The organism is Kitasatospora sp. NPDC059327, assembly GCF_042752535.1.
GTDB lineage: Bacteria > Actinomycetota > Actinomycetes > Streptomycetales > Streptomycetaceae > Kitasatospora.
In genome coordinates, this window is the sequence record NZ_JBHYYB010000002.1 from 235685 (window position 1) to 260878 (window position 25194).

The window sequence follows — 25194 nt, forward strand, 5'->3', positions numbered from 1 at the left end:
CGGCACCGCCACCCTGAACATCACCACCACGGCCGCCACCGCGGCGGGCACCTACCCGCTCACCGTCACCGGCAGCGGGGCCTCGGGCACCCACACCAGCAGCTACTCGCTGACGGTCACCGGGGTCACCCCGCCCGGCGCTCTGGTGAACGGCGGCCTGGAGACGGGCAGCCTCGCCCCGTGGACCTGCCAGAGCGGCGGCGCGGTGGTCTCCACCCCGGCCCACTCGGGCTCCTACGCCCTGCAGGCCGCGGCGACCGCCGGCCAGACCGGCCAGTGCGCGCAGACTGTGACGCTGTCGCCCAACACCTCGTACACGCTGAGCGGTTGGGTCCAGGGCAACTACGCCTACCTCGGCGTGAGCGGCGGCGCCACCGCCAGCACCTGGACGAACGCCGCCGGCTGGACCAAGCTGACCGTCCCGTTCACCACCGGCGCCTCCGGCACCGTGACGGTGTACCTGCACGGCTGGTACGGCCAGGGCAACGTCTTCGGCGACGACTTCGCCATCGCCTGACCCCTCCCGCCACACCCGATCGTCCCGTCGGGGGCGGCGCGACCTCACCGTCGCGCCGCCCCCGGCGGCCGTTCCCCCGTGGTAGCGCCCCCGGCGGACGGGAACATCACCGTGGCCACTCCCGCCCCATTGGTCATGTCATAGGATCACCGACCATGACGGACGGGGTGGGGACCACGGACAGCGCACGAACGCCCGACGGGGCAGCCGCTTCACCACCGGCCGGTCCCCCACCAGCCGGCCTCCCACCGGCCGCGGCACCGGCCGGAGTCCGGCCCGGACCGTACTCCACACCGCACACCCCGGCGCCGGGCGCCGGCGGCTCGCCGTACCTCACCGGGTCCGCCACCCCGCCCCGGCCCGACTGGGCCGCCCTGGCCGAGCAGCACGACGAGGAGATCCGGCGCAGGAAGCGGCTGCGGGTGATCGGGGCCAGTGTGCTCGCGACCGCCCTGATCGGCGGGATGACGGCGACGGCGATCCAGGTGTCCGGCAGCGGCCGGGACGACCGCCCGAGCGGCGCCGTCACCCTCCGACCCGGCCCCACCACCGACCCGGCCGTCGCACCCACCGGCCCCACCGGCTCAGCCACCGGGGCCCCGCCGGCCGTGGCCACCACCGCGCCGACCTCCCCCGGTGCCTCCGCCGCCGCCCCGGGCGGGACGTCCGCGACCCCCTCCGCCGGCAAGTCCGGCAGCCGGCCGAGCGGCGTCGCGACCACCCCCGGCAAACCCGCCGCGAGCGCCACCCAGGGTGCTCCCCCGCCCGCCGCGCCGCCGGTCGCACCGCCCGTCACCGCCCCCGCGCCGACCGGCGGCGCGCCGCGCGATCCGCTGACGGTCATCTCCGAGGCCGTGACCGACACCGCTCCGCTCGACCCGGGCACCCTGTTCGCCGCCCCGAGCCTCACCGTCGGCGGCCGCACCTGGAACCGTGTCGTCACGGGCAGCACGGACACCTGCTGGCAGGCCACCACCGGCGGTCTGGGCGACGTGATCAGCGGCCAGGCCTGCCGCAGGCTGCTGCGCGCGACGTACACCTCCGGCGACAGCGCCGTCACCGTCGGCGTGGCCGTCTTCGACCACGCACCGCAGGCCGACGCCGCCGGCCAGTCCCACAAGGGCCAGGTCCAGGGCCTGACCACGCCCGGCGGCATCGCCTGGTGCGTGTCGGCCGGCTGCGCCAACACGCACACCACGATCGGCCGCTACGGCTACTACACGGTGTCGGGCACCTACCGCCCCGGCGGCACCACCCAGGACGTCGCCGCGACGGCCGCCGGTCCCGAGCTCGCCGCCTACGCCCGCACCCGGCTGCTCGCCCGCGGCCAGGCGGTGGTCGGCGTCTGACCGCGCCGGCCGCCCGGCCGCGACCCCTACCGGGCCGCCACCGGGCGCGGGGAGCGGCAGAGGGCCAGAAAGGCGACCGCGGACAGGACGGCGCAGACGAGCACGACGACCGCGAGGAGGACCGCCGACGGGCTGCCGCCGAGGCTGCTGAGGGGCGCGACCAGGGCGCCGCAGAGGAACGTGCCGGTGCCGATGAGGGCGGAGGCGGAGCCGGCGGCCTGCGGGGCGACCAGGCTGAGCGCCTGGGCGGCGGAGTTCGGCAGGATCACGCCGAGGCTGCCCATCAGGACGAAGAGCGCCGGGCAGACGCCGGCCAGGCCGAGATCCCAGACCGCCGTGAGCAGGACCAGCGCCACCCCCGCGGCGACCGCCGTCCCGAGACCGGCCAGCATCAGCGCGCGGGCTGTGAAGCGGCGGGCGAGCACCCGCCCGTTCAGCTGGGTGACGGCCACGATGGCGAACGAGTTGAGGCCGAACAGCAGGCTGTAGGTCTGCGGCGAGACGTGGTAGACGTGCTGGAGCACCACCGACGAGCCGCTGATGTAGCCGAACAGCGCGCCGAACGCGAAGGTGCTGGTCAGCGTGAGACCGAGGAACGGCAGGTTCCGCAGGAGCCCCTTCATGGTGCGCAGCGTGGCGACGAGCCCGCCACCGTGGCGGGCCGCCGGTGGCAGGGTCTCGCGCAGGGCCCCGAAGGCGATCAGGGTGAGCAGCAGGCCGAGCGCGGTGAGGGCGCCGAAGGTGCCGCGCCAGGAGGTGACGCGCAGCAGTTGGGCGCCGACGACCGGGGCGAGGATCGGGGCGAGGCCGGATATCAGGCTGATCGAGGCCAGGAAGCGGAGCATCGCGACGCCCTCGAAGCGGTCCCGTGCGACGGCGCGGCCGATGACCAGGCCCGCCGCACCGGCCGCGCCCTGCACGAAGCGGGCCGCGATCAGGATCGGCAGGGTGGGGGCGACCACGCACAGGACGCCGGCCAGGGTGTAGACGACCAGGCCGACGAGCAGCGGCGGGCGGCGGCCGAAGCGGTCGCTGAGCGGTCCGAAGATCAGCTGGCCGGCGGCGACGCCGAACATCGAGAAGGTCAGGGTGAGCTGGACCGCGGCCGGTTCGGCGGCGAAGTCGTCGGCGATCACCGGCAGGCCGGGCAGGTAGAGGTCGGTGGTGAGCGGACCGAGGGCGACCAGACCGCCGAGCACGGCGATCATGCCGCGGCCCGGGGCGGCGGCGGTCCGGCCCGAGGCGGCGGCCTGGGTGGCCGGGGCGGTCGGCGTCTCGCCGGCGGGACCGGCGGTCGGACCGGGCATGGGGCTCCTCACGGGGCGGGCGCTGGGTTTGTCCACGCTCCGTCCTACCCCAGTGGCCCGGCCCGGCGATACCCGGGGTGGGCCGCGCGGCCCACTCGGCCCGCTGCCCGGCCGCTCAGTACCCGCCGGCCCTACGCCCGCCGGCTCGGTGCACGGCGCCACAGTGCACGGCGCCTCAGTGCTTGCCGGCTCAGTGCTTGCCGGCCGGCTGGGCGCGCAGGGCGGCTTGGACGGCGGCCCCGTCCTGCCAGGCGTAGAGCTGGTTGCCCGTCAGGGTGACGTTGTAGTGCCCGCACGCGCCGGTGGTCCTCGCGGAGACGCCCGCCGGGAACCAGCCGGCCTTCAGCGCGGCCGGTACCGGGTGGGCGGTCCTGCCCGGCTGGGCGGTGACGCAGCCGGCGGGCAGCCGCCCGTCCGGCAGGGTGGCCCGCAGCAGGCGGTCGTCGCCGGTGGTCGACCTCAGGTACTGGATGGCGGAGGCGTTGTCCGGCAGCCAGGACGGTGCCGGGTGGTGGTCGGCCTTGGCCGCGCTGCCGGTGGTGTAGCTGGCCTGCTCCTGGTGGCGTCCGTCGTACCAGTCGGAGACCCGCGGGCCGACCGCCACGGCCGCGACGGCGACGGCCATGCCCGTGCCGGCGACTCCGATGACGACCTTGCTCACGATGCCGTTCATGCCCGCCCTGCCCTCTCCCTGTTCGGTCCTGTCCCCCGGTGCCCGTCGTCGCGCGTCGGGTGCCCGGTCCACCGGGGTCACTCCATCCTGACCCGCCATGGCCTGCCGCGGCGTCACCACGAGGTCGCGACCGCACCTGCGACCTTGGGGGTACGGTCTCCACCTTCAGGGGTACGCGCGGCGTCGGCGTCTCGGGGTTCTCCCCCGCCGGGGCCCCTGCGCGGCCCGTTCGCGGGCCCGCGGCGGGGTCGGTGGCGGGGTCAGTGACCCGCCGGAACGGGGACGGCGACCGGGAAGGGCCGGCCGTCCAGAGTCCAGTGCGGGTCGATCGGCCGACCGAGCGAGGCGTACACCTGGGCGGCGACGTCCGGGTGCCGGATCTCCCCCGTGGGAGGGGCGGCGGGGATGCCGGGGCCGGCGCAGGCCACCCAGGCGGTGCGCTCCTCGGGGGTGCGGCCGCCGTGCCCGCCGGCGTCGACATGGCCGTGGTCGGTGACGACGATGACCGTCCACGCCTCGTCGGCGTGGCCGGACCGGCCGCGGACCGCGTCGAGCAGCCGGCCGAGGCGCTCGTCGGCGGCGCGCATCGCGGCCCGGTACTCGGCACCGCAGCCGAGGAAGTGGGCGGTCTCGTCGACGGCGCCGAGGTAGACGAAGGAGGCCTCCGGGTCGGCGGTCGCGAGGACGTGCACGGCTTCCCGGGTGACCTCCTCGTCGACGGCCTCCCAGGCCTCGGGGGTGTCCTCGGCGGGAGCGACGTAGCAGAGCCGGCCGGGCGCGCGGAACAGCGGGCCGCCCGACTCGTTGATCACCAGCGGGTCCCAGCCGGCGGCCACGAAGGTGCGGCGGCGGTCGCCCCGGGCGAGGCGGGTGGCGAAGTCGGGGAAGACGTCGAGCCGGTTGCCGCCCAGGTGGTTGCCCCAGACGCCGTGCTTGGCGGGCTCGACACCGGTGACGATGGTGGCCCAGCAGGGGCCGGACATGGTGGGCGTGGACTCCGCCACCGTGACGGGCGCCAGGAACCCGGCGCCGGCCACCTCCGCGAGCCGGGGCAGCGGGACCTCGTCCAGCAGGTCGTACCGGACGCCGTCGATCCCGACGACGAGGACCCTGGGCCGGGGCGGCGGAGCTGTGGGCATGGTGAGGCGGTTCCTTTCACGGTGCGTCCCGGCCGTGCCGCGCGGGCACCACCGGTCGCGTCATGCTGCACGGCCCACCGGACCGTCCGGTGTCGCCGAGGGGAACGGCGGGTGTCCGGGCCGTGTCGGACGCCTGCCGGGCATCCGGGCCGGGCTCACCCCCGGGCGCCCCAGGGCGGGGCGACCGGTCCGCCGGCCCGGACGAACCGCCGGTCGGCGGGGCGCAGCGCGGCGGTGGGCCCCGCCGCGCGCAGCACCACGTCCAGGACCCGGGCCGGGTCGGCGGCGTAGGAGTGGGCGAACCACGGCAGGTTCGCCTCGACGACGGCCCAGCGCTCGCCCGGCTCGTACGGGTCGAGCAGCGGGCCGACGTCCAGTGCCACGGCGCTGGGCAGGGTGTCGCCGACGGCGGCGAGCAGGTGGCGGGCGAAGCCGGTGGCGTCCGGGGTGAGGGGCCCGGGGTCGAGCCGGCCGAAGCGGGCGTAGCGGCTGCCGGTGACCACCTCGCCGTCCAGGACGAACAGCCGGTACTCGGCGCCGAACGTCACCGGGTCGCTGATCAGCACGGGCGTGTCGGGGCCGATCCGCTCGCCGTGCCGGGGCAGCCGGGAGCCGTCGGAGTAGACGGCCGGCGGGAGCGACTTGTCGGCGGGCGGCTTGACGAAGGCCGGTCGGCGCAGCGTCCAGGCCTCGGCGAGGGTGGTCAGCTCGATCCGCCGGCCGGTGAACTCCTCCGGCAGCCGGGCCGGCCAGTCGTCCTCCGGTTCGAGCAGGGCGAGGTCGAGCCGGTCGGCGATCCGGGCGGCGGCGAGCGGGCCGCCGTACCAGTGGACGGGCCGCCCGGTGAGGCGGTCGAGCACGGCGGGTCCGGTCAGCTCGGCGGTCGCCAGGCCGCGCGCGGCGGCGGCCGCGGTCAGCAGGGCGGTGGTGCCGGTCCGCTGGGCCGACGTGAGCAGCACGGGGCCGGCGGCGGCGCGGACGGCCGGCGCGGCCGCGGCCGTCACGCTCGCGCCCGTCACGGCCGCGGCCGGAACTCGTGGACGACCTCGATGCGGCCGACGATGTGGCGGTTGAACTCGTCCAGCTCCTCGGCCGGCACCCACAGTTCGAGGATGGTGCGGCCGCCGGCCTGCCGGACGGGGTAGCGGGTCAGGAAGGCCGTGTCGACCGCGAACCTGGTGACGTGGCCGACGCCGGACGCGGGGACGTTCCAGTCCCGGGCGATCCGGATCGCGTAGTCCTCGTCGAGCACCGGGTAGAAGATCGGCTGGTCGGGCAGCCGGGGCGGCCAGGCCCGGTACCCCGAGGCCGCGACCAGGGCCAGCTCCTCGGGGCCGGTGGGTCGCCAGAGGGTGGTGGTCGCGGGGGTGGGGGTCGGGCCGTTCATGGGAACCGACGGTAGCCGGGCGGCCGCCGGCCCGGCCACCGGGTTTCGGGGCGGGCCGGCGGGCGGACCGCCCGGCGGACGGGCGGCGGGCCGACCGGCCCGAGAGTCCGTCAGCGGTAGGCCGACTCACCGGTGATGGCCTCGCCGAGGACGAGGGTGTGGATCTCGCTCGTCCCCTCGTAGGTGAGCACCGACTCCAGGTTGTTGGCGTGCCGCAGGACCGGGTACTCGGTGGTGATGCCGTTGGCGCCGAGGACCGTCCGGGCGCTGCGGGCGATCTCCAGCGCGGCGCGCACGTTGTTGAGCTTGCCGAAGCTGATGTGCGCCGGACGGGCGGCGCCCTCGTCCTTGAGGCGGCCGATCCGCAGCGCGACCAGGTAGGCCTTCTCCACCTCCAGCATCATCTCGACCAGCTTCTGCTGGGTGAGTTGGAAGCCGGCGATCGGCCGCTCGAACTGGATCCGGCTGCCGGCGTAGTCGAGGGCGGTGGTGTAGCAGTCGCGGGCGGCGCCGACGGTGCCCCAGAGGATCCCGTAGCGGGCCTCGCCCAGTGAGGAGAGCGGCCCGCGCAGACCGGTGACGCCCGGCAGGACGGCGTCGGCGGGCAGCACCACCTCGTCGAAGGCCAGTTCGCTGGTGACCGAGGCGCGCAGCGACAGCTTGCCGTGCACGTCGGTGGCGGTGAAGCCGGGGGTGCCGGGCTCGACCAGGAAGCCCCGCACGCCGTCCTCGGTCTGCGCCCAGACGACGGCGACGTCCGAGACGCTGCCGTTGGTGATCCACATCTTGGAGCCGGAGAGCACCCAGTCGCCGCCCCTGCGCCGGGCCCTGGTCCGCATGTTGGCCGGGTCGGAGCCGAAGTCCGGTTCGGTGAGGCCGAAGCAGCCGATCAGCTCGCCGGCGGCCAGGCCCGGCAGCCAGCGCCGCTTCTGCTCCTCCGAGCCGTAGGCGTGGATCGAGCGCATCGCGAGCGAGCCCTGGACGGAGACGAAGCTGCGCAGCCCGGAGTCGGCGGCCTCCAGCTCCATGCAGGCGACCCCGTAGGCGACGGCCGTGGAGCCGGCGCAGCCGTAGCCGTCGAGGTGCATGCCGAGCACACCGAGGGCGCCGAGTTCGGGGGCCAGCTCGCGGGCCGGGAAGACCCCGCGTTCGAACCAGTCGCCGATGTGCGGGCGGATCCGCTCGTCGGCGAACTTCCGCACGGTGTCGCGGATCAGCCGCTCCTCGTCGGTGAGCAGGTCACCGACGGCGAGCAGGTCGGCCGGGTCGATCCGGGTCGGCTTCGCCATGGAAGCTCCTTGTAGTCTCGGCGGGCACCGGGCCGGGCCGGTACGGGTAGCGGCCGCGGCGGTACCGGCGAGTATTCCGCACGGAGCCGGCCTCCGGACGGGAGCGAGGGAGTGAGCATGTACACAATTGAGCGGCTGACGGCGGACGCGCTGGCGGACTCGGCGGAACACCTGGCGGCCCTGCTGGTGGACACCGTGGGGGCGGGCGCCTCGCTGGGCTTCCTCGCGCCGCTCGACCCCGCCGAGGCGAGCGGCTGGTGGCGGTCGCTGGCCCCGGACGTGGCGGCCGGGCGGCTGCTGGTGTGGGCGGCCCGCGCGGAGGCCGACGGCCGGGTCGCCGGGACGGTCCAGCTGCGCCCGGCGGCGAGCGCCAACGGCCGGCACCGGGGCGAGGTGGCCAAACTGATGGTCCACCGGGCGGACCGGGGGCAGCGGCTGGCCGGCCGGCTGCTGGCGGCACTCGAAGCGGCGGGCGCCGGACACGGCCTGCGGCTGCTGGTGCTGGACACCGAGACGGGGAGCCCGGCCGAGCGGATGTACGCGGCCGCGGGCTGGACCAGGGTGGGCACCGTCCCCGACTACGCGACCGACCCGGCGGGCGTGTCCCACCCGACCACCCTCTTCTTCAAGGCCCTCCCGCCCCCGGCTGACGGCGCGCCGGCACTAGGGTGATCGTTTCGGCAGTCCGCACGGCAATCCGAACGAGGGGTGGAGCATGACGCGCTGGGCACTGGTCGCCGAGGAGACCGAGGGGATCGGCGACGACCGGATCTGGGGCACCAGCGTGCTGGCCGAGATCGAGGGCAGCCGCGAGGAGGCGCTCGCCGAGCTCCGTCGGCTCGTCCCGTCGTACACCCCGCAGCACCCGTTCAACAGTCGCCGGCGCACCCTGCTCCGGGACGGCGACACCTATCTGCTGATCTCCCGGGGGAGCATGCGGGACTACCACTGCGTGTTCCGGGTCTGGGAGTTGCTCTGGGACAGCGAGCGGCCCGAGATCCAGCGGGAGCGCCTCGGCGACGCCGACCGGGGCTGACCCGGGCCGCCCGACGGGGCGGGTCAGGAGGGCAGGTCGCCGTCGCCGCCGAGGTTGGCGACCATCCGGCGCAGCACGTTGAGCACGGCGGCCCATTCGGCGGGCGCGATGCCGTCGTGGATCTGCTCGTGGGCGGCGGCGAGGCGGCGGCGAGGCGGCGGCGAGGCGGCGGCGGGCCCGCTGCCGGCCGGCCTCGCCGGCCTCGGTGAGGGTGAGTCCGTCGCCGTCCTCGGTGAGCCGGCCCCGGTCCAGCAGCTCGTCGAGGACCAGGTCGAAGTCGACGGCGGGGACGATGCCGACGGCGTACGGGCGCAGCTTGTCGGCCAGGGCGGCGCGCGGCCGGCCGCCGGGGGCGCCGGCGACGTGGTCGAGGCTCCACCAGTGGGGCTGGGTGAGCCGCTCCTCGGCGAGTTCGCCCCGGATCCGGGCGAGGACGAGCCGGGCGGTGGCATCGCTCCAGTAGCCGATCGGCTGGGCGGCGAGCCGGGCCTCGGGGCAGTCACGCAGGTGAACGGTCATGGCGGGTGGACCTCCGGTGGGCGGGCTCGGACGACGCCGTCACGCTAGGAGCTGAAGTCCGCTTGAGGTCAAGCACGGCCGCGCCCGAGGTCGAGCCCCGCCACCCCCCGTGATGAGGTGTCAGGGGCGGCCGACCCCGCTCAGCCGACCCCGCTCAGCCGACCCCGCAGAGCCGCAGCAGCGCGGTGGTCGCGGCCCCCGCCACCACGACGACCGGGAACGGCGCGCGGCGCAGCGCGAGCAGCCCGGCGACCAGGACGCCGGCCGGCCGGGCCCAGCCGGCGAACCCGTGGCCCTGGGTGAGGGCGCCGGTGGCGACGAGCGCGACCAGCAGCACGGCGGCGGCCACCGCGAGCAGGTGGCGCAGCCGGTCGGAGAGGGTGAGGCGGTGGCCGAGGGCCGGGCCGGCGAGGCGGAACGCGTAGGTGCCGGCGGCCAGCAGGAGGACGGCGAGCAGCGGCATCAGTGGGCTCCTTCCACGGCGGGGGCGGGGCCCGGTTCGGCGGCGGCCGGCGCGGTCGGCTTCCGGTCGCCCGGCCCGCGGCCGGCGAGCGGCAGGCCGAGGAGGGCGAGCAGCACGGGCAGGCCGGCCGGCAGGTACGGCGTGGCGGCGACCGCGACGGCCGCGCCGGCCAGGGCGGCGGCCCGGGTGCGCCGGTCGGTGAGCGAGGGCAGGACGAGGGCGAGCAGCACGGCCGGGAAGGCGGCGTCGAGCCCGAGGGCGTCGGTGTCGCCGAGGAGGCCGCCGGCCGCCGCGCCGAGCACGACGGAGGCGTTCCAGACCGCGAACAGGGCCAGGCCGCAGAGCCAGAACGCGGCCCGGCGGCGGCGCCGGTCGGGCTGGAGCAGGGCGAAGGCGACGGATTCGTCGGTCATCAGCTGGGCACCGAGCAGCCGCCGCCACCACGGGCCGTCGAGCACGTCGGCGACGGTGAACCCGAAGGGCAGCAGGCGGGCGTTGAGCACCAGGCCGGTCGCGACGGCGGCGAGCACCCCACCGCCGGAGAGGACGACCCCGACGGCCGCGAACTGGGCGCCGCCGGCGAAGACGAGCAGCGACATGGCGATCGGCAGCCAGAGCGGCAGGCCGCCGGCGACGCTGATGGCGCCGAAGGAGGCGCCGACCAGGGCGTCGGCGACACAGACCAGGGCGATGTCCCGCAGGGTGGCACGGTCGAGTGTTCGGAGGAGCGAACGCATGTCCAGTAGAGTGAACCCGATGGGTATCGTTCGTCAAGGCGAACGCCTGGACCTGTGGAGCGAACGCGAATGAGTGCGAACACCGGCACCGACCCCGGCGCCAACGCCGCCGGCGACCCCGCCGGCAGCCGGGGCACCTCCGGCTCGGAGCTGATCGGGCTGATCGCCGCGACCATCCGGCGCGAGCGCGAGCGGGCCGGCCTGTCCATGGCCGAGCTGGCCCGCCGGGCCGGGATCGCCAAGTCCACGCTCTCCCAACTGGAGTCGGGCGCGGGCAATCCGAGCGTCGAGACGCTCTGGGCCCTCGGCGTCGCGCTGGACGTGCCGTTCAGCCGGCTGGTCGACCCGCCGCGGCCGGTGGTGCGGGTGATCCGGGCCGGCGAGGGGCCGGTCACCCACTCCGAGCGGGCCGACTACGCCGCCACCCTGCTCGCCTCCTGCCCGCCGAACGCGCGGCGCGACGTCTACCGGATCGAGGCGCAGCCGGGCGAGGTCCGGGCCTCGGACCCGCACATGCCGGGCACGGTGGAGCACGTGGTGCTCAGCACCGGCCGCGCCCTGGTGGGGCCGCCGGCCGAGCCGGTCGAGCTCCACCCGGGCGACTACGTCAGCTACCCCGGCGACGCCCCGCACATCTTCCGCGCCCTCGCCCCGGACACCGTGGCGGTCATGGTGATGGAGCACGTGTAGGCCCGCCGGCCGCCGGGGCTCAGGACGTCAACAGCCCGTCCAGGAAGGGGTTCCCGAAGACCCGGTGCGGGTCGTGGCGGTCCAGCGCCGCGACCGCCTCGTCCCAGCCGGGGCCACCGCCGTCGCGCAGGGCGGCGGGGATGACCCGGCCGAGCACGTCCGGGTCCGCCCAGGCGGCGTCCGCGGTGTACGCCCAGCCCTTGGACCACTCGACGCGCAGGCCGGCGCGGGTGCCGTCGAAGGTGCGCAGCAGGAACCGTTCGAGGTCGCGGTAGAAGCGGTGCAGACCGGGCGTGCCGGGGAGGCTGAGCACGTCGAGCCAGACGGCGGTGTCCCACTCGGGGTGGTCGGGGCGCGGGCGCAGCGCGGAGAGCAGCGGCGGCCGCGCGCCGGGAACGCCGCTGAAGGCCGGATCGTCCAGGCCGGTGACCCGGATCTCCACCGCGCCGTTGACCGGGAACTCGCCGCGCGCCCGGTACTCGGCGAGCGACTGGCGGTAGTACGCGGCGAACTCGGAGACGACCCACTGGAGGTCGGCGCGCCGGGCGAGCACGGCGTAGCCGTTGGCGGTGACCCGCAGGGTGGTGGGCCGGACGTACTGCAGCAGGGTGCGGGAAGGGCCCCAGAGGTCGGAGCGCAGGCCGCCGGCGAGCAGGTGGGCGAGCAGGTCGCCGGAGAGCAGCACGTCGGTGATGTCCCCGGTGAGGGCCACCTTGGCGATCAGGTACTGGAGTTGGCCGAAGATCGGGGCGGACCCCCAGGCGCCGGCGACGAGTTCGCCGGCGAGCCGGGCGACCGGCTCCGGGATGCTGTCGGAGAAGGGGTAGTTGTACGGCTCGTCGACGGCGCGGGAGCCGAGCGGGCGCTGCGGGGTGACGCTCCAGGTCTTCAGCCAGGGGCGGTCGGTGTAGGCGAACCAGATCGCCTCGGCCCGCCCCTCGCGGTCGACGAAGTCGGCGAAGGTGCGCGGGCGGCCGAGGACGCCGCCCGGGCTGCCCGGCCGGGCGAAGAGTTCGGTCGCCGGGATGTCGAGCCGGCTGACGCAGCGCAGTGGCACGTCGGGGCCGGCCCGGAGCACCACCTCGGTGACGAAGGCCCGGCCGAGGTGGACCAGGAACGCGGCACTGTCGGCCTCGGATCGCTCGAAGGTGCGCAGGGCGTAGCGGCCGGTGGCCGGGTCGTGGACGACGGCGGTGAGCCGGGTGACCTGGTTGCTGACCGAGCCGTAGCCGTGGCCGTCGGGGCGCGCTTCACCGGCCGCCGGGACGGCGGTGCCGTGGCCGCCGATGGCGAGCACGCCGCCGACGGTGAGCTCACCGGGCGCGGGGCAGTTGGCGACGCCGAGCCCGCGGTCGGCCAGGTGGGCGAGCAGGCTCTCCATGGTGGCGCCGGTCTGGGCGCGGACGGTGGTCGGCGAGTCGGCGGTGACGGCGGTGAGGTGGCGGGTGGTGTCCAGCAGCAGGACGCGGGCGGACTCGGGGGTGGCGTCGGCGACCGTGAGCGGCGCCCAGGTGTGCCGGTACCCCTGGGCGCGCAGCCGCCAGCCGTTGGCGTGCGCCCAGTCGGCGAGCAGCGGGACCTCCTCGGGCGTGCGCGGGGCGCAGGTCCAGAGCTGGTCGGTGCGGACCTCGCCGGACCAGTTCTGGTACACCCGCTGGTACAGCTCGGTGCCGGCGGGCAGGGCGGGCGGCACCGGGGCGGCGGCCCGGGCGCTGTCCGGCCCGATCGTGCCGCGCAGCAGCCAGGCGGCCGCGCCGAGGGCCGCCGAGGCGCCGAGCACCTCCCGCCTGCTCGGACCGTCCCCGTCGCGTCGTGCTGCCGCCATGTCCGCCCCCTGCTCGGTGATCGTCTCCCCCGGTGCGTGCACGAGCGTACGAAGCGGACGGGCGCGCGCGAACGGGCGCGTCGTGATCTTCACTCTTTCGAGTGAAGGAAGCCCGGTTCGCCCGCCCGGCGCGGAAATACCGGGGACCCGCGCGCGGCTGTGGTGTTCGCAGAGCGCCGCCGGACCGGGGAGCAGACCCGGCCGGGGGCCGACCAGGAGGTGCAGCGCGCGATGGGTGAGCAGCGGGAGTTCCGGACCGAGCACGACTCGATGGGCGAGGTCCGCGTCCCGGCCGCCGCCAAGTGGCAGGCGCAGACGCAGCGGGCGGTGGAGAACTTCCCGGTGTCGGGTCAGCGGCTGGAGCGGGCCCACATCGCGGCGCTGGCCCGGATCAAGGCCGCCGCGGCCCGGGTGAACGCCCGGCTCGGGGTCCTGGACGAGGAGACGGCGGAGGCCGTCGCGGCCGCGGCCGAGGAGGTCGCCCAGGGGCACTGGGACGCGGAGTTCCCGGTGGACGTGTTCCAGACCGGCTCCGGCACCTCGTCCAACATGAACACCAACGAGGTGATCGCGACGCTGGCCGGCGAGCGGCTGGGCCGGCCCGTCCACCCCAACGACCACGTCAACGCCAGCCAGTCCTCCAACGACGTGTTCCCGTCCTCGATCCACATCGCGGCCACCGCCGCCGTCACCCACGACCTGGTCCCGGCCCTGGAGCACCTGGCGGAGGCCCTGGAGCGGAAGGCGGCGGAGTTCTCCCAGGTGGTGAAGTCCGGCCGCACCCACCTGATGGACGCCACCCCCGTCACCCTCGGCCAGGAGTTCGGCGGGTACGCGGCACAGGTCCGGCACGGCCGGGAACGGCTGCTCGCGACGCTCCCCCGGGTCGCCGAACTCCCGCTCGGCGGGACGGCGGTGGGAACCGGTATCAACACCCCGCCCGGGTTCGCCGCCGCCGTGATCGAAGACGTGGCCCGGGCCACCGACCTGCCGCTGACCGAGGCCCGCGACCACTTCGAGGCGCAGGGCGCGCGGGACGGCCTGGTCGAGCTGAGCGGCCAGCTCCGCACCGTCGCGGTCGGCTTCACCAAGATCGCCAACGATCTGCGGTGGATGGGCTCGGGCCCGCGCACCGGGCTCGGGGAGATCAACCTGCCGGACCTCCAGCCGGGTTCGTCGATCATGCCCGGCAAGGTCAATCCGGTGCTGCCCGAAGTGGTGCTGATGGTCTCGGCCCAGGTGATCGGCAACGACGCCACCGTCACGGTGGCCGGCGCGAGCGGCAACTTCGAGCTGAACGTGATGCTCCCGGTGATCGCCCGCAACGTCCTGGAGTCGATCCGGCTGCTCGCCAACGCCGCCCGGCTGCTGGCCGACCGGACGGTGGACGGCATCACCGCCAACGTCGAGCGGGCCCGCGAGTACGCCGAGTCCTCGCCCTCGGTGGTCACCCCGCTGAACCGGTACATCGGCTACGAGGAGGCCGCCAAGGTCGCCAAGCAGGCGCTGGCCGAGCGCAAGACGATCCGCCAGGTGGTGCTGGAGCGCGGCTACCTGGAGCAGGGCAGGCTCACCCGCGAGCAGCTGGACGAGGCCCTCGACGTGCTGCGGATGACCCGCCCGTGACCGCACGCGTCCCCCGGCCGGCCCCCGCCCGTGACCGGCCCGGCCCGGCCGGGGGACGCGACCGGCCCCGCGGCGTGCGCCGGGGCGCGGACGACGGCCTCGCCGCTCCGCGCCCCGGCTCGGGGGGCTGCTCCGTCAGCTCCTGGACCGACCGGCCCGGCCGCGTCGCATGGACGCGCCGTTCGAGGTCATCGTGGCCATCGAGATCGCGGCGAGCCCCAGCAGGAACATCACGGCGCCCGTGATCAGGCAGACGACGATGTTCTTGCCGCGGTCGACCTCTCCGGACACCACCCAGGGGGAGAGCATCGTCCAGGCACCGAGCAGCGTCGCCGCCCAGGCCCGTGCGTGGGTGCGCTCGTACGCCGAGCCGTACCCGGCCATCAGCACGCAGTAGGCGAGACCGACGATCAGGCAGGTGACGGTCAGGGTGCTGAATGCGGTGAAGCCGACGATCCACGGCGAGGCCGCCAGGAACAGACCGGCGAGAACGGCCAGGGCCTCGACGGCCTGGGCCCGCGGGGTCAGGGTGACCCGCTCGTAGTGCTCACGTAGTTCGACGATGTCCGGATGGTGCTCCATGCCCATCGGAATCTGGGTAGACACCGATACCACCTCCTCGGCCTGACACATGGAAGGTGTCAGCCACGTTCTATTTTGGCGCCGATCTGCCGTTTTGCACCATTTCGCCCCGGCCGCTACCCTGCCCGCCCCGCGACCCCCGCCCCGCCCCGCGGTGCGGTGAGCTGTGTCTCACCCTCGCGGGGCGCCCTTGCCTATGCAACTCGTTGCATAGCAGGATGCCGCTCATGGCACTGGAGCACGCGATCCTCGTCTCGCTGCTGGAGCAGCCCGGCTCCGGCTACGAGCTGGCCCGGCGCTTCGACCGCTCCATCGGACGCTTCTGGACCGCCACCCACCAGCAGATCTACCGGGTGCTGCGGCGAATGGAGGCGGACGGCTGGATCTCGGCCGAGGAGGTCGCCCAGGACGGCCGGCCGGACAAGAAGGTCTACTCCGCGGCCGGCCCCGGGCGGGCGGCGCTGGCCGGCTGGCTGCGCGAGCCGGTCGAACCCGAGACCGTCCGGCACGAGCTGGCGGTCAAGATCCGCGCGGCGGCCTTCGACGACCCGGGCGCCCTGCTCTCCGAGGTCGAGCGGCACCGCGAGGGCCACGCCGCCCTGCTCGCCCGCTACCTGCACGGCGAGCGGCGGGACTTCCCCGACCCGGCCGCCCTCGACGCCCGGCAGCAGCTGCAGCACGTGGTGCTGCGCGGCGGCATCGAGTACGAGCGGATGACCCTCGCCTGGCTGGACGACGTGCTCGCCACCCTGCACCGCCTGGCCGCCGACCGGACCGGGGCCTGACCCCGCCCCGCGGGCCGGCCGCACCCCACGCCCCACCCGACCACGCCACCCTCGACCCCCGGGAGCCCGTGATGCTCTTCAACCCGCGTACGTACGACCCCGCGCAGTTCGACGAGCCGACCCGCCGACTGCTGCGCGCGACCGTGGACTGGTTCGAGTCCCGCGGCAAGAAGGCGCTGATCGACACCTACATCGACCGCAGCTGGTACGCCGACTTCCTGGAGTTCGCCGCGAAGGAGGGGCTGTTCGCGGAGTTCCTGACGCCCTCCTCGGCCGACCCGGACAAGCGCTGGGACACCGCCCGGATCGCCGAGCTGAACGAGATCCTCGGCTTCTACGGGCTGGGCTACTGGTACACCTGGCAGGTCACCGTCCTCGGCCTGGGGCCGGTCTGGCAGAGCGAGAACGAGGCCGTCCGGGCCCGCGCGGCCCAGCTCCTGACGGAGGGTCACGTGATGGCGTTCGGGCTGTCCGAGCGCAGCCACGGCGCCGACATCTACTCGACCGACATGATCCTCACCCCGGACGGCGAGGGCGGCTTCACGGCCACCGGCGCCAAGTACTACATCGGCAACGGCAACGTCGCCGGCCTGGTCTCGGTGTTCGGCCGCCGCTCGGACGTCGAGGGCCCGGAGGGCTACGTCTTCTTCGCCGCCGACAGCCGTCACGAGGCGTACCACCTGGTCAAGAACGTCGTGAACGCGCAGATGTACGTCAGCGAGTTCCGCCTGGAGGACTACCCGGTGCGCGCGGAGGACGTGCTGCACACCGGCAAGGCCGCCTTCGACGCCGCTCTGAACACCGTCAACGTCGGCAAGTTCAACCTCTGCACGGCCTCGGTCGGCATCTGCGAGCACGCGATGTACGAGGCCGTCACGCACGCCCGCAACCGGGTGCTGTACGGCAAGAACGTCACCGACTTCCCGCACGTGCGGCGCGAGTTGACCGACGCGTACGCCCGCCTGGTGGCGATGAAGCTGTTCTCGGACCGCGCGGTGGACTACTTCCGCAGCGCCTCGCCCGAGGACCGCCGCTACCTGCTCTTCAACCCGATGACCAAGATGAAGGTCACCACCGAGGGCGAGAAGGTCATCGACCTGATGTGGGACGTCATCGCGGCCAAGGGCTTCGAGGCGGACACCTACTTCGACAAGGCGGCGAAGGACATCCGCGGCCTGCCGAAGCTGGAGGGCACCGTCCACGTCAACCTGGCGCTGATCCTCAAGTTCATGGGCAACTACCTGTTCGACCCGGCCGACTACGCGCCGGTGCCCACCCGGCTGGACGCCGCCGACGACGCGTTCCTGTTCCGCCAGGGCCCGGCCCGCGGCCTCGGCTCGATCCGCTTCCACGACTGGCGCACCGCGTACGACACCTTCGCGCACCTGCCGAACGTGGCCCGCTTCCGCGAGCAGGCCGACGGGTTCTGCGCCCTGCTGCTGACCGACGCGCCGAGCGAGCGGCAGCAGGCCGACCTGGACTTCCTGCTGGAGATCGGCCAGCTGTTCGCGCTCATCGTCTACGGCCAGCTGGTGCTGGAGCAGGCCGAGCTGACCGGCCTGGACACGGACCTGCTGGACCAGGTCTTCGACGCGCTGGTGCGGGACTTCTCCAAGCACGCCACCGAGCTGCACGGCAAGGCCTCCACCACCGAGGCGCAGGCCGCGTGGGCGCTGGCCAACGTCCGCCGCCCGGTCGCGGACGGCGAGCGGGCCGCGAAGGTGTGGACCCTGGTCGAGGCCCTGTCGGGCGCGTACGAGATGCGGCCGTAGCGGCCGACCGGAGCGGACCGGGGGTGCCGGCGGCGGCCGGCACCCCTGGTCCGCCCGGCCGTCCGGGTCAGAAGGTGAGCTTCCAGCTGTCGACGTACCCGGTGTCCTGCGGACCCACGTCCTGCACCTTGAGCTTCCAGGTGCCGTTGGCGGGCACCGCGGAGGCGTTGACGGTGTAGGTGGTCTGCACGTTGGGCGCCGAGTCGCTGCCGCTGGAGGCCTTCAGACGGAAGGCCGTGCCGTTCGGCGCGACCAGGTCGATCACCAGGTCACCGCGGTAGGTGTGCTTGATGTCCACCGCGACCTGGAGGGCGGCGGGCGCGTTGCCGGTCCGGCCGGTCACGGCGAGGTCGGAGGTCACCGCCGCGCCGTTGTCCGGGATCTGGACGTCGGTGGTGCTCTCGAAGACCGTCCCGGTGGGCGGCGTGGTGCTGCCGGCCGAGAGCGTCCAGATCGCGTACGCGATGGCGTCGCTCATCCGGTCCAGCGCGGTGTCGTTGATGTTGGCGCTGGTGTCGCACGAGGAGTGGTAGCAGCGGTCGAACGCCTGGCCCGCCGTGCCTCCCCACTTCGCCGCCTGGGCACTGGTCTTGGTGTAGTCGGCACCGCTGAACAGACCGCCGACCCGGATGCCCGCGTCCTGGAACGGGGCGTGGTCGGAGCGGCCGTCGCCCTCGAAGTCCTGCTCGGTGCTGATGCCGATGCCCGCGAAGTAGTCGCGGAACAGCGCGTCCAGGGCGGTGTCGTAGCGGTAGGTGAAGTAGCCCGGGTTCGGGGAGCCGATCATGTCGAAGTTCAGATAGGTCTCGATCTTCGAACGCTCGGCGGCGGGCAGGCTGTTGACATAGTTCTTGGAGCCGACCATGCCGTACTCCTCGGCGCCCCACCAGCCGAACCGCAGGTGTTTGGCGGGCTGGAGTCCGGCCCGGGAGACGGCCAGCGCGGTCTCCAGGATGCCGGCCGAGCCGGAGCCGTTGTCATTGATCCCCGGACCGCCGGTCACCGAGTCCAGGTGGGCGCCGGCCATCACGACGTGCGAGGTGTCACCGCCCGGCCAGTCGGCGATGAGGTTGTAGCCGGTCGAGCCGTTGTAGGTGAAGGTCTTCAGCGAGGTGGTGAAACCCGCCGCGTCCAACTTGCCCTTCACGTAGTCGATCGACGCCTTGTAGCCGGTACGGCCGTGGGCGCGGTTGCCGCCGTTGGCGGTGGCTATCGACTGCAGCTGGGCCAGGTGCGCCTTGACGTTGGCGACCGGGATGTCGGGGGCGGCGGCAAGCGTCCGGGGAGCCGCGGGGGCCACCGCGGTGGCCGGGTCCGCGACGGCGGAGGGGGCGAACAGGGCGGCGGCGAGTGTGACGACCGCCCCGGTCGACAGGGCGGATCGGCGCAGGCGGGATCGCCGCGAGGCGCGCTCGGTCAATGGAGGCTCCAGATTCTGGTGGGGCAGAACGGAAGCGCACAGCCTCGCGGTTGGCCGTCGGGTCGAAGGGGCGACCGGGTTGGGGCCCGGCCGGGAACGGGGCCGACCGGGACAGCCCGGCCGGAATGCGGTGACAGCGGGGACACAGCCGCGAAGTTGACGCGACCATGATGATTGGGCCAACCCCGGCGTCCGTCAAGGGGCCCGCCAGGGGCGGTCGGCTCCGTCCGTGGTCGGGGGCGTCGCTTCGGACACGACCGGCATCCGGGGCAGGACCGCCCGGACCAGGGCGCCGCCGGGATGGTTCACGGCCGTGAAGCCACCGCCCAACTCCTCGGCGCGCTCGGCCATCGAGCGCAGGCCGAGCCCCGAACCGGCCCGGCCGGCGCCGGCCCCGGCGCCCGGGAACCCCCGCAAGCCACGGAAGCCCCGGCCGTCGTCCCGGGCCTCGATCACCACCTCGTGCGGGCGGACCCGTAGCGTCAACCGGGCCTCGGTGGCGCCCGAGTGGCGCAGGACGTTGTGCAGCGCCTCGCCGCCGATCCGCAGCACCGCCACCTCGACGGCGGCCGGCAACGCGGGCGGCGGGTCCGGGTCGAGCTCCAGGCTCAGCCTGACGCGCTCCCCGTCCAGCCCGGCGACCAGGCGGCGCAGCGCCTGCGCCAACCCCTCGCCGGACAGCGCGGCCGGCGCCAACCCCTCGGTGATCCGGCGCAGTTCGACGATCGCCTGACCGATCCCCGCCGACACCGCGCGCAGCGAGCGGGCGGCCGCCGAGTCGGCCGGCACGGCGGCCCGCGCGGTGTCGACACCGAGCCGCAGCCCGGACAGCGTCGGCCCGAGCCCGTCGTGCAGGTCGTGCCGCAGCCGGCGCCGCTCCTCCTCCCGGGCCAGCACGATCTGCCGCCGCCCGGACTGCACCTCCTCGTACATCCGCAGCGAGGCGATGGCCGGCGCGGCCTGGTCGGCGAGGAACCGCAGCACCTCGTGGTCCTGCGCGTCCAGCACGGGCTGCCCGGCGCGCGGCGGCGCGTACAGGTCGCCGATCACCGCGCCCTCGTAACTGAGCGGGAACACCTGACTGTTGGGACCGAGCGTGCCCACCGAGGCGAGTTCGTGCGGACCGTCGCTGGTGTGCAGGACCACCCTGGCGCCGGGCAGGCCGAGCGCGCCGACCACGGTGTCGCAGAGCAACGGCGGCGCGTCGGCGGGGCTGACGGCCCGGCTGAGGCGCTCGGCGAGCGCCCGCACCACCTGGTACGGGCGGGCCCGGTCGCCGTAGTAGAACCGGTCGACGGCGCGGACCACCCAGCGGGTGGTCGGTCCGAGCAGCCCACCGATCGCGAGCGCCCCGGCCGCGAGCAGCTGGGCACCGGCGGTACTGGCCTGGGGCAGCGTGTGGCGCAGCAGCAGCGCGATGCCGAGGTAGCCGGCGATCAGCACCGCGATGAGGGCGAGGACGCTGAGCATCCGCCGGGTCGCCCGGTCCAGGTAGCGCGAGCGGTCCCGGGTGAAGGCGTAGCCGACCGCGCCGAGCATCCACAGGGCCGAACCGGTGAAGTAGGCGACCGCCGCGATGCTCTCCGCATGGCCCAGCCTCAGCGCGACATTGGTGGTGACCAGCCAGATCAGGTAGGGGACGAGCACCACCGCGACCGTCCGGTGCGGGCGGTCCGCGCGGTGCCAGCGCACCGCGGCCACCGTCAGGCTGACCACGACGAGCGCCCAGGAGACCAGGGTGACCCGCCACTCGTCCAGCGGCAGCCCCTCCCCCGGGGGCACCAGGACGTCGCCGAAGTACGGCAGCGGCACCCCGAGCCGGACCACGCACGCGTGACAGGCGCTCCAGAGCGCCACCACGACCACGTAGCCCCGGCCCGGGGGGCCGCCGGGCAGCCGGCCCCCCGGGAGCCAGAGCGGCAGGGCGACGGCCAGGAAGACGAACAGGGTGACCGAGGCGAGCAGCAGGGCCGTGCCGACGGCCTCCCCCACCGGACCGGCGCCGGCCGCCGCGGCGGCGAACAGCACGAAGCGGGAGAGGCAGCCGCCGAGACCGGCGGCCAGCAGGACCAGCCCGAGGCCGAGCCCGGGAGGACCGGTGGCGGCACCGGTGACGGCACCGGCGGACCGGCGGGGGCCCGCAGCAGAGGCGTGGCCGGGACCGCCGACGGCCGGCGGGGGTGCGTCGGGCCCGCCGCGGTGGGCGAGGACGAGCAGCCCGGAGAGCGCGAAGCCGAAGCCGAGCAGCACCGTCTCGCCGTCGTGGAGCAGGAACGGCTCCGCCCACGGGGCGTCCTGATGGACCAGGGCCAACAGCACCCAGCCGAGGCCGCAGAGCAGCGTCGCGGCGCAGACCCAGTACGCCCGGGTCGGGCCGGTCCGCCGGACGCCGGTGACCGGAACCGGTTCGCTCATCTGGGCCTCCTCCCCCGCCTCCTGGGCTGCCCGCCGCCCCGGGCGCGCGGGGCACGGCCCGGTCCGGCCGCCGCCCCGGAGCCCGTCCCGACGCCCTCACCCGCGTCCCGCCCGGCCACCGGTGGCGGCCCGGGCGGGGCGACCGACCGCCTCAGCTGTCGCCGAGGCCCATGTCACGCGCCCGGGCCACCGCCTCGGCGCGGGTCGCGACGTGCAGCTTCTCGAAGATGTGGGTCACGTGGTTGCGGACCGTCTTCTCCGCCACCACCAGCTCCCGGGCGATCCGCCGGTTGTCCAGCCCGCGCGCCACCAGGTCGAGGACCTCCGCCTCGCGGGCCGTGAGCGCGGGGAACAGCTGCCCCGCCTCGCGCAGCCGGGCCCCCGCCAGCAGGACGGTGATCCGGCCGGCGACGTCCGCGCCGAACACCGCCCCGCCCGCCGCGACCGTGCGCACCGCGTGCAGCACCTCCTCCCGGCCGGCGCCCTTCACCAGGTAGCCGCGCGCGCCCGCCTGGAGCGCGGCGAGCAGGCTGCCGTCGTCGTCGGCCATGGTCAGCATCAGCACCGGCGGGGACGGCTGCCGCTCGGAGAGCCGGCGCGCGGCCTCCAACCCGGAGCCGTCCGGCAGGGAGAGGTCCATCACGACCACGTCCGGGCGGCTCCGGGCGACGGCGGCCTCCACCTCGCCGACCCGCTCCGCCTCCGCCACCACGACGATCCCCTCCGCGCTCTCCAGCGCGGCCCGCAGGCCCTCCCGGAACAGCGGATGGTCGTCGACGATCAGCACCCGGACCGGGGCGGCCTCCCGCTCCTCGTCCACACCGGAGAGCGGCGGGGCACCGGGGAGCGGCGGGGCACCGGAGAGCACGGGGGCGCCGGAGAGCGCCGGCCCACCGGAGAACACCGGACCGCCGGAGCCGTCCGAAGCGCCCGGGACGCCCGGGACGCCCGCGCCCGGCGGAGCGGCCGGAGGCCGGTCGTCCGGCTGCGGGGTGGGTGGTGCGGCGGGGTGCTGTTGGTCCACCCGGCCGACACTACCAGCGATAGGTCCGTGACTTTCCGTGACATGCGTGGATCGCCGCACCGCCGGTCGCGCCCGGGACGAGACCGCTGCCCCATGCACCCGGGACGACGGGCGGCCGAGACTGAAGTGGTGCCCGACGAACGGCTGTCGGCGGACCGAACCCAGCCCGTTCCCGAGGCGGTGCCATGACCACGGTGATCCCTCCCCGACCCCGGACGACCGGGCCCACCGCCCGCCGGACGCCCGCCCGACGGCAGCTCACCGGCGCCGCGGCCTGCACGGCCCTCTGTCTGGCCGTGGCCGCGCTGTGGACCTGCTGCGTACTCGTCCACCCGGCCGCGCCCGGCGCGGCCGTCCCCCGGGGCCAACTCGCCGTCCTGCTCTACGCGCTGCCGACCGCCGGGGCCGGCATGCTGCTGCACGCCCACCGCCCGGGCAGTCCGCTCGGCTGGGTGATGCTGGTCTACGCGCTGACCTCGATCCTGCCCGGCGCCGCCGGGGCACCCGTCCGGGCGGAGGTCTCCGACCCGGGCGTCGTCGGGGCCGTCGCGGTGCTGCGGTCGGTGTGCGACACCGTCGGCCAGACCCTGTTCCACGTCCTGCCGCTCTGGCTCCCGTACGGGCGGCTCACCGACCGGCGGTGGTGGCTCTACATCGGCGCCGTGGCGCTCTGGGCGATCCCGGACGGCATGTCGTTCCTGGGCCGCCCGACCGCCTACGGCCGGCCGAACCCGCTCGCCGGCAGCACGCCCGCCCACCTCCTCGGGTCGGTCGCGGACCGCCTGGACGGTCTCCACGACCCGGTCGACCACCTGCTGGTCGGCGTCGCGGCCGCCGTGCTGCTGTCCCGGCTGATCCGCCCCGCCGCCCGCCCGGAGCGGGAGCCCGACGGCGCGCCCCGGCCGCCGCACCCGGCCCACCGGGCGCACGTGGCGGGCATGCTCGGTGCCTACCTGCTCTGGGCCGGCCTGCGGGACTTCCATGCCCGCGGCTTCGGGGACGACTCCTGGCTCGGCTGCTCGCTGTTCGCCGCCGCCGGCGCGGTCTGGGCGGTCACCGTCGCCCTCCTGGTGATCCGGGACGACGGCCGGCGGCTCGACCGGGCGGCCCGGCCGGCGCTGACCGGGCTGCTCCTGGCCACCGGGCTGAGCGCGCCGCTGGTACCGGCGGCGGCCGCGCTCTCCGGCTGGCTGGTCCCGGGTCGGGGCGCGGCCGGACTGACGCTGCTCGCCCTGGTGTTCGGGCTCGGCGCCGCCCTGCCCCGGGCCGCCCGGTGGGCCGCCGGGGTGGTCGACCGGCTCTCCTACGGCGACCGCGCCCGGCCGTACCAGGTCCTGCGCGCCCTGGCCGAACGGGTCCGGCTGGCCGGCGACCCCGAGCGGCTGCCGGCTGTGCTGTGCGGCACCGTCGCGGAGCAACTGCGGCTGCCCGGGGTCGCGCTGAGCGTCAGCACCCGGGCCGGGCGGCGCCCGCTCGCCGCCGCGGGCCGGACGGACGGCCCCGGCCGGACCTTCGCGGTGGTCCACCACGGCACGACGGTCGGGGAGTTGACGGTCGGGCTGCGCGCGGGCGGGGAGCGGCGGGCGGCCGACGACATCGACCTCCTGGGCTCGCTGGCCGACCAGGTCGCGCCCGCCGTCGCGTCGCTGCGCCGGCAGGAGGACCTGCGGGCGAGCCGGGAGCGGATCGTCGCGGCCCGGGAGGAGGAACGGCGCCGGCTGCGCCGGGACATCCACGACGGGCTCGGCCCCGCGCTGGCGGGACTGCGCCTGCGGGTGGACAACGCCGCGTCGGCGGCCGCGTCGGGGGCGGCGGGTGGTCCGGGCCCGGGACGTTGCGCCGCCCTCCCCGGACCGGGCGGTGGCGGCGACGTCGCGCAGGCCCTGACCGGGATCTCGACGGACCTCGCGCTGGCGATCAAGGAGGTCCGGCGGATCACCGACCGGCTCGGGCCCGCCCCGCTCGGCGAGGTCGGCCTGGCACGGGCGATCCAGCAGCTCGCGCTCACCTTCGGCGGCGCCGGACTCGCCGTCACCGCCACCCTGACTCCGGACCCGCTGCCGGCGCTGCCCGCCGCCGTCGAGGTGGCGGCCTACCGGATCACCACCGAGGCGCTGGACAACGTGCTGCGCCATGCCCGTGCCGGACGCGCCGACGTGGTGGTCCGGGTGGACGAGGGGACGCTGACGCTGACCGTGCAGGACGACGGGGTCGGCCACCGGCAGGCGGGCACCGGCGCCCCCGCCCGGGAACCCGCCGGCGGCGAAGGGGCTGGGATCCGCACGATGGCCGACCGCGCGGCGGAGGTCGGCGGCCGCTGCACGATCGGGCCGCCGGCGTCGGAGCACGGGACCCGGGTGACGGCGGTACTCCCCCGCTTCCCCTCGGGCGGCGGGCCCGGCGCGGTCTGACGGACGGCGGGGCCGACATGAGGCGCGGAGGGACGGCGGGGTCGGAGGAGCGGCGTGGCGAACAGCGGCGGACGGCCCGGCAGCGCGGGGCGCCGCCGCGACGGTCTCCGCCCCCGGCGCCGACAGCGCCGGGGGCGGAAGCGGATGGCGGGGGCGGGGCTCGGGGTCTCCCCGCGCCCGGGCCCGGGCCCGGGCCCGGGCGCGGGGGACCGCCGTCCCGTTCCGGTC

At 75.5% G+C, this 25194-nt stretch carries 23 protein-coding genes; 10 read left to right on the top strand and 13 right to left on the bottom strand.

What is annotated here, in order from left to right:
• Positions 1-517: carbohydrate binding domain-containing protein (locus tag ACFXHB_RS02310; protein ID WP_380571416.1), on the top strand; the 517-nt coding region annotated here is incomplete at its 5' end.
• A 155-nt stretch (positions 518-672) separates the two neighbouring features.
• Complete coding sequence (locus ACFXHB_RS02315; RefSeq protein ID WP_380571417.1) at positions 673-1866, top strand: hypothetical protein; 1194 nt, start codon at positions 673-675, stop codon at positions 1864-1866.
• Positions 1867-1892: 26 nt separating this feature from the next.
• Here the strand turns inward: ACFXHB_RS02315 and ACFXHB_RS02320 are convergent, their stop codons facing one another.
• The 6 genes from ACFXHB_RS02320 to ACFXHB_RS02345 all read right to left on the bottom strand — a co-directional run bounded on the left by ACFXHB_RS02320 (position 1893) and on the right by ACFXHB_RS02345 (position 7661).
• The gene (locus ACFXHB_RS02320; protein WP_380571418.1) at positions 1893-3173 is read right to left on the bottom strand and encodes a multidrug effflux MFS transporter; all 1281 of its coding nucleotides are present in this window, start codon (positions 3171-3173) and stop codon (positions 1893-1895) included.
• 190 nt (positions 3174-3363) lie between these two features.
• Positions 3364-3846, bottom strand: a complete 483-nt coding sequence (locus ACFXHB_RS02325) for a hypothetical protein (RefSeq protein WP_380571419.1) — start codon at positions 3844-3846, stop codon at positions 3364-3366.
• Between the two features lie 260 nt (positions 3847-4106).
• Positions 4107-4985: an alkaline phosphatase family protein gene (locus ACFXHB_RS02330; RefSeq protein ID WP_380571420.1), complete on the bottom strand. Its 879-nt coding sequence runs from the start codon at positions 4983-4985 to the stop codon at positions 4107-4109.
• Between the two features lie 155 nt (positions 4986-5140).
• Positions 5141-5944 carry an ATP-grasp domain-containing protein gene (locus ACFXHB_RS02335; RefSeq protein WP_380571443.1) on the bottom strand — a complete coding sequence of 268 codons (804 nt, stop codon included), beginning with the start codon at positions 5942-5944 and terminating at the stop codon, positions 5141-5143.
• A 56-nt stretch (positions 5945-6000) separates the two neighbouring features.
• Positions 6001-6372, bottom strand: a complete 372-nt coding sequence (locus ACFXHB_RS02340; protein ID WP_380571421.1) for an ADP-ribosylation/crystallin J1 — start codon at positions 6370-6372, stop codon at positions 6001-6003.
• Positions 6373-6482: 110 nt separating this feature from the next.
• Positions 6483-7661, bottom strand: coding sequence for an acyl-CoA dehydrogenase family protein (locus ACFXHB_RS02345; RefSeq protein WP_380571422.1), 1179 nt, complete (start codon positions 7659-7661; stop codon positions 6483-6485).
• A 117-nt stretch (positions 7662-7778) separates the two neighbouring features.
• On the opposite strand from ACFXHB_RS02345, the gene ACFXHB_RS02350 reads away from it, so the two are divergent.
• The 3 genes from ACFXHB_RS02350 (at position 7779) to ACFXHB_RS02360 (ending at position 9264) form a co-directional block, all read left to right on the top strand.
• A complete protein-coding gene (locus ACFXHB_RS02350) occupies positions 7779-8333 on the top strand; it encodes a GNAT family N-acetyltransferase (RefSeq protein ID WP_380571423.1) in 555 nt (184 codons plus the stop codon).
• A 43-nt stretch (positions 8334-8376) separates the two neighbouring features.
• Positions 8377-8697, top strand: coding sequence for a hypothetical protein (locus tag ACFXHB_RS02355; protein WP_380571424.1), 321 nt, complete (start codon positions 8377-8379; stop codon positions 8695-8697).
• Positions 8698-8775: 78 nt separating this feature from the next.
• Entirely contained in the window at positions 8776-9264 is a 489-nt protein-coding gene (locus ACFXHB_RS02360; RefSeq protein ID WP_380571425.1) for a hypothetical protein, read from the top strand.
• Between the two features lie 106 nt (positions 9265-9370).
• On the opposite strand, the gene ACFXHB_RS02365 is transcribed toward ACFXHB_RS02360, so the two are convergent.
• Positions 9371-9679 (bottom strand): AzlD domain-containing protein, encoded by a 309-nt coding sequence (locus ACFXHB_RS02365; RefSeq protein ID WP_380571426.1) that lies wholly within the window; start codon positions 9677-9679, stop codon positions 9371-9373.
• Positions 9679-10416: an AzlC family ABC transporter permease gene (locus tag ACFXHB_RS02370; RefSeq protein WP_380571427.1), complete on the bottom strand. Its 738-nt coding sequence runs from the start codon at positions 10414-10416 to the stop codon at positions 9679-9681. Before ACFXHB_RS02370 ends, ACFXHB_RS02365 begins: the two co-directional genes overlap by 1 nt.
• A gap of 207 nt (positions 10417-10623) precedes the next feature.
• Here ACFXHB_RS02370 and ACFXHB_RS02375 point away from each other — a divergent pair, with 207 nt between their 5' ends.
• On the top strand, positions 10624-11106 hold the full coding sequence (locus tag ACFXHB_RS02375) for a helix-turn-helix domain-containing protein (protein WP_380571444.1): 483 nt from the start codon (positions 10624-10626) through the stop codon (positions 11104-11106).
• Positions 11107-11125: 19 nt separating this feature from the next.
• Here ACFXHB_RS02375 and ACFXHB_RS02380 read toward each other — a convergent pair whose 3' ends face one another.
• Entirely contained in the window at positions 11126-12931 is a 1806-nt protein-coding gene (locus ACFXHB_RS02380) for a cholesterol oxidase substrate-binding domain-containing protein (protein WP_380571445.1), read from the bottom strand.
• A 231-nt stretch (positions 12932-13162) separates the two neighbouring features.
• Between ACFXHB_RS02380 and ACFXHB_RS02385 the strand changes: the two genes are divergently transcribed.
• On the top strand, positions 13163-14557 hold the full coding sequence (locus tag ACFXHB_RS02385; protein WP_380571446.1) for a class II fumarate hydratase: 1395 nt from the start codon (positions 13163-13165) through the stop codon (positions 14555-14557).
• Between the two features lie 135 nt (positions 14558-14692).
• On the opposite strand, the gene ACFXHB_RS02390 is transcribed toward ACFXHB_RS02385, so the two are convergent.
• Positions 14693-15163, bottom strand: coding sequence for an SPW repeat protein (locus ACFXHB_RS02390; protein WP_380571428.1), 471 nt, complete (start codon positions 15161-15163; stop codon positions 14693-14695).
• Positions 15164-15366: 203 nt separating this feature from the next.
• Between ACFXHB_RS02390 and ACFXHB_RS02395 the strand changes: the two genes are divergently transcribed.
• Positions 15367-15924: a PadR family transcriptional regulator gene (locus ACFXHB_RS02395; protein WP_380571429.1), complete on the top strand. Its 558-nt coding sequence runs from the start codon at positions 15367-15369 to the stop codon at positions 15922-15924.
• Positions 15925-15995: 71 nt separating this feature from the next.
• On the top strand, positions 15996-17696 hold the full coding sequence (locus ACFXHB_RS02400) for an acyl-CoA dehydrogenase family protein (RefSeq protein ID WP_380571430.1): 1701 nt from the start codon (positions 15996-15998) through the stop codon (positions 17694-17696).
• Positions 17697-17763: 67 nt separating this feature from the next.
• On the opposite strand, the gene ACFXHB_RS02405 is transcribed toward ACFXHB_RS02400, so the two are convergent.
• The 3 genes from ACFXHB_RS02405 to ACFXHB_RS02415 form a co-directional block, all read right to left on the bottom strand.
• On the bottom strand, positions 17764-19035 hold the full coding sequence (locus tag ACFXHB_RS02405; protein ID WP_380571447.1) for a M28 family metallopeptidase: 1272 nt from the start codon (positions 19033-19035) through the stop codon (positions 17764-17766).
• A gap of 276 nt (positions 19036-19311) precedes the next feature.
• Complete coding sequence (locus ACFXHB_RS02410; protein WP_380571431.1) at positions 19312-21531, bottom strand: sensor histidine kinase; 2220 nt, start codon at positions 21529-21531, stop codon at positions 19312-19314.
• 151 nt (positions 21532-21682) lie between these two features.
• The gene (locus ACFXHB_RS02415; RefSeq protein ID WP_380571448.1) at positions 21683-22351 is read right to left on the bottom strand and encodes a response regulator; all 669 of its coding nucleotides are present in this window, start codon (positions 22349-22351) and stop codon (positions 21683-21685) included.
• A 389-nt stretch (positions 22352-22740) separates the two neighbouring features.
• On the opposite strand from ACFXHB_RS02415, the gene ACFXHB_RS02420 reads away from it, so the two are divergent.
• A complete protein-coding gene (locus ACFXHB_RS02420; RefSeq protein WP_380571432.1) occupies positions 22741-24966 on the top strand; it encodes a sensor histidine kinase in 2226 nt (741 codons plus the stop codon).
• Positions 24967-25194 lie beyond the last annotated feature (228 nt).

What these genes read in the sequence shown, in the direction of transcription:
- ACFXHB_RS02315 (WP_380571417.1), top strand. Translation starts at nt 673, where the DNA reads ATGACGGACGGGGTGGGGACCACGGACAGCGCACGAACGCCCGACGGG.
- ACFXHB_RS02320 (WP_380571418.1), bottom strand. Translation starts at nt 3,173, where the DNA reads ATGCCCGGTCCGACCGCCGGTCCCGCCGGCGAGACGCCGACCGCCCCG.
- ACFXHB_RS02325 (WP_380571419.1), bottom strand. Translation starts at nt 3,846, where the DNA reads ATGAACGGCATCGTGAGCAAGGTCGTCATCGGAGTCGCCGGCACGGGC.
- ACFXHB_RS02330 (WP_380571420.1), bottom strand. Translation starts at nt 4,985, where the DNA reads ATGCCCACAGCTCCGCCGCCCCGGCCCAGGGTCCTCGTCGTCGGGATC.
- ACFXHB_RS02340 (WP_380571421.1), bottom strand. Translation starts at nt 6,372, where the DNA reads ATGAACGGCCCGACCCCCACCCCCGCGACCACCACCCTCTGGCGACCC.
- ACFXHB_RS02345 (WP_380571422.1), bottom strand. Translation starts at nt 7,661, where the DNA reads ATGGCGAAGCCGACCCGGATCGACCCGGCCGACCTGCTCGCCGTCGGT.
- ACFXHB_RS02350 (WP_380571423.1), top strand. Translation starts at nt 7,779, where the DNA reads ATGTACACAATTGAGCGGCTGACGGCGGACGCGCTGGCGGACTCGGCG.
- ACFXHB_RS02355 (WP_380571424.1), top strand. Translation starts at nt 8,377, where the DNA reads ATGACGCGCTGGGCACTGGTCGCCGAGGAGACCGAGGGGATCGGCGAC.
- ACFXHB_RS02365 (WP_380571426.1), bottom strand. Translation starts at nt 9,679, where the DNA reads ATGCCGCTGCTCGCCGTCCTCCTGCTGGCCGCCGGCACCTACGCGTTC.
- ACFXHB_RS02370 (WP_380571427.1), bottom strand. Translation starts at nt 10,416, where the DNA reads ATGCGTTCGCTCCTCCGAACACTCGACCGTGCCACCCTGCGGGACATC.
- ACFXHB_RS02375 (WP_380571444.1), top strand. Translation starts at nt 10,624, where the DNA reads ATGGCCGAGCTGGCCCGCCGGGCCGGGATCGCCAAGTCCACGCTCTCC.
- ACFXHB_RS02380 (WP_380571445.1), bottom strand. Translation starts at nt 12,931, where the DNA reads ATGGCGGCAGCACGACGCGACGGGGACGGTCCGAGCAGGCGGGAGGTG.
- ACFXHB_RS02385 (WP_380571446.1), top strand. Translation starts at nt 13,163, where the DNA reads ATGGGTGAGCAGCGGGAGTTCCGGACCGAGCACGACTCGATGGGCGAG.
- ACFXHB_RS02395 (WP_380571429.1), top strand. Translation starts at nt 15,367, where the DNA reads ATGGCACTGGAGCACGCGATCCTCGTCTCGCTGCTGGAGCAGCCCGGC.
- ACFXHB_RS02400 (WP_380571430.1), top strand. Translation starts at nt 15,996, where the DNA reads ATGCTCTTCAACCCGCGTACGTACGACCCCGCGCAGTTCGACGAGCCG.
- ACFXHB_RS02410 (WP_380571431.1), bottom strand. Translation starts at nt 21,531, where the DNA reads ATGAGCGAACCGGTTCCGGTCACCGGCGTCCGGCGGACCGGCCCGACC.
- ACFXHB_RS02420 (WP_380571432.1), top strand. Translation starts at nt 22,741, where the DNA reads ATGACCACGGTGATCCCTCCCCGACCCCGGACGACCGGGCCCACCGCC.